This is a genomic window from Streptomyces sp. C (genome assembly GCF_000158895.1).
Classification (GTDB): Bacteria; Actinomycetota; Actinomycetes; order Streptomycetales; family Streptomycetaceae; genus Streptomyces; species Streptomyces racemochromogenes.
The window spans coordinates 6,680,146-6,682,820 of sequence record NZ_GG657750.1 but is presented as its reverse complement, the minus strand read 5'-3'; the positions used below and the strand labels follow the sequence as shown (position 1 = coordinate 6,682,820).

Below are 2,675 nucleotides of genomic sequence, written 5' to 3'. Positions count from 1 at the left end.
GACACCCCCTAGGCCGGCTGGAGGAGGTCCCAGCGGTTGCCGTAGAGGTCTTCGAAGACCGCGACGGAGCCGTACGGTTCGTGGCGCGGCTCCTCCAGGAAGCGGACGCCTTCGGCGGTCATCCGGGCGTGGTCGGCGGCGAAGTCGGCGGTGTAGAGGAAGAAGCCGACCCGGCCGCCGGTCTGGTCGCCGATGCGGGAGCGCTGGGCGTCGTCCTTGGCGCGGGCCAGGAGGAGGGCGGACTCCTTGGCTCCCGGCGGGCGGACCACGACCCAGCGGGAGCCGTCGGGCCGGGGGGTGTCCTCGGCGAGTTCGAAGCCGAGCGCGCGCGTGTAGAAGTCGATGGCCTCGTCGTAGTCGTGGACCACGAGGGCGGTCAGGGCGATGTGGGATGGCATGCGGCTATTGTGCGCCGAGGAGTACGACCTCCAGGGTGCGGGGGCCGTGTACGCCCTCGACCCGGTCCAGTTCGATGTCGCTGGTGGCGGAGGGGCCGGAGATCCAGGTCAGCGGGCGGGTCGGGTCGAGGCGTTCGAGGGCCTGCGGGACGGAGTCCACGACCTGGGCGGGGACGCGGACCACGCAGACGTGGTGGTCGGGGATGAGGGTGACGCGGCGCCGGCCCTGGTCGGGGCCGCCGTCGAGGACGATGGTGCCGGTCTCGGCGATGGCGAGGGCGCAGCCGGTGACGACGCTGTCGACGCGGTCCAGGTCGTGCGGGGTGGAGGCGGCGCGGTCGTGGACGCGGGTCGCGTCCGTCGCGGAGAGCCAGTGCGGGGGGAGGGCCGGCGGGACGAGCACCGTGCGGGAGGCGGTGAGCAGGCGGGCCAGGAGCAGGGCGATGCCGTCCTCGTCGGTGCGGTGGACCTTCGCCCGGTACTCGGTCAGGTTGGCGGCGAGGAGGCCGGCGGTCTCGGCCGGGGTGCGGGTGCCGTGGACGCGGAGGTAGTCGCGGGGGACGGGCGGGGCTTCGGGGGCCTCCGCCGTGGCCCGCCGGATGCGGGACAGGATGCGGTCCTTGGTGCTCAACCTCGGTTCCCCCGTTCTCGGAGCCACCAGTCGCGGAAGGATTCCGCCGGGATGTCGGGCAGTGCGCGGGTGTCGGTCCAGGCCCGGCCGGGGCCGGGGAGGCGGCGGGGGCGCAGCCTGCGCGCGCGGGCCAGCAGCCGCTCTCCCGCGCGCAGCGCTCCGGGGTGGTCGAGGAGCAGCCGGGCGGCGCGCATGGCGGCCCGTTCGGCGGTGTGTCCGTGTGCGGGGCGCAGGTGTACGCGGACGCCCTCGCGGGTGACGGGGCCGCCCTGGACCACGCGTTCGCGGAGGTGGACGAGGATCTCGGGGATGTCGATGGCGACGGGGCAGACCTCGTAGCAGGCGCCGCAGAGGGTGGAGGCGTAGGGCAGGGTGGCGTCGACGGCGCCGGCGGTGCCGCGCAGTTGGGGGCTGAGGACGGCGCCGATGGGGCCCGGGTAGACGGAGCCGTAGGCGTGGCCGCCGGCACGTTCGTAGACGGGGCAGACGTTGAGGCAGGCGGAGCAGCGGATGCAGCGCAGGGCCTGGCGGCCGGTCGCGTCGGCGAGGGTGTCGGTGCGGCCGTTGTCGAGGAGGACGAGGTGGAAGGCGGAGGGGCCGTCCCCCTCGTGGGTGCCGGTCCACATGGTGGTGTACGGGTTCATCCGCTCGGCGGTGGAGGAGCGCGGCAGGGTCTGGAGGAAGACCTCCAGGTCGCGGAAGGTGGGGACGACCTTCTCGATGCCGACGACGGAGATGAGGGTGTCGGGCAGGGTCAGGCACATGCGTCCGTTGCCCTCGGATTCGAGGACGACCATGGTGCCGGTCTCGGCGACCATGAAGTTGGCGCCGGAGACGGCCACTTTGGCGCGCAGGAACTTCTCCCGCAGGTGGAGGCGGGCGGCTTCGGCGAGTTCGCGGGGGTCGTCGCCGAGGTCCTCGGGGGCGGGACGGCCCCATGCGCCCATTTCGGCGCGGAAGATCTCGCGGATCTCGCCGCGGTTGCGGTGGATGGCGGGGACGAGGATGTGCGAGGGCCGGTCGTGGCCGAGCTGGACGATGAGTTCGGCGAGGTCGGTCTCGTAGGCGGTGATCCCGGCGGCTTCGAGGGCTTCGTTGAGGCCGGTCTCCTGGGTGGCCATGGACTTGACCTTGACGACCTCGCTCTCCCCGGTGGCGCGGACCAGGTCCGTGACGATGCGGTTGGCCTCGTCGGCGTCGGCGGCCCAGTGGACGGTGCCGCCGGCGGCGGTGACGGCTGCCTCCAGCTGGAGCAGGTAGCGGTCGAGGTGGCGCAGGGTGTGGTCCTTGACGGCCTTGCCCGCAGCGCGCAGCTGCTCCCAGTCGGCGAGTTCGGCGACGGCGCGGGCGCGTTTGTCGCGGATGGTGTGGGTGGCGTGGCGGAGGTTGGCGCGCAGTACGCCGTCCCGTACGGCCTCCCGGGCGGCGTCGGGGAACGGCGGGAAGGCGGGCATGCCGAGGTGCGTACCGGTCATGGCAGGGGGTCCTCCTCCATGGGGCCCTCCTCCATGGGGTCCTCCTCCGTGGCGGCCAGGATCTCGGCGAGGTGCAGGGTGCGCATGGGGTCCCCCGCGCGGTGGAGGATGCCGCCGAGGTGGGCGAGGCAGGAGTTGTCGGCGCCGCAGAGCACTTCGGCGCCGGTGGCG

At 73.6% G+C, this 2,675-nt stretch carries 3 protein-coding genes; all 3 read right to left on the bottom strand.

Translation table 11 applies throughout. The features are described 5' to 3' along the window. Positions 1-8: 8 nt before the first annotated feature. From SSNG_RS30005 to SSNG_RS29995, 3 genes are read right to left on the bottom strand one after another with little or no spacing between them, the layout of a single operon-like run. Entirely contained in the window at positions 9-398 is a 390-nt protein-coding gene (locus SSNG_RS30005; protein WP_007267700.1) for a VOC family protein, read from the bottom strand. 4 nt (positions 399-402) lie between these two features. Further along, a complete protein-coding gene (locus SSNG_RS30000) occupies positions 403-1,029 on the bottom strand; it encodes an LUD domain-containing protein (protein WP_042802286.1) in 627 nt (208 codons plus the stop codon). Continuing rightward, entirely contained in the window at positions 1,026-2,504 is a 1,479-nt protein-coding gene (locus tag SSNG_RS29995; RefSeq protein ID WP_007267698.1) for a lactate utilization protein B, read from the bottom strand. Before SSNG_RS29995 ends, SSNG_RS30000 begins: the two co-directional genes overlap by 4 nt. Positions 2,505-2,675 lie beyond the last annotated feature (171 nt).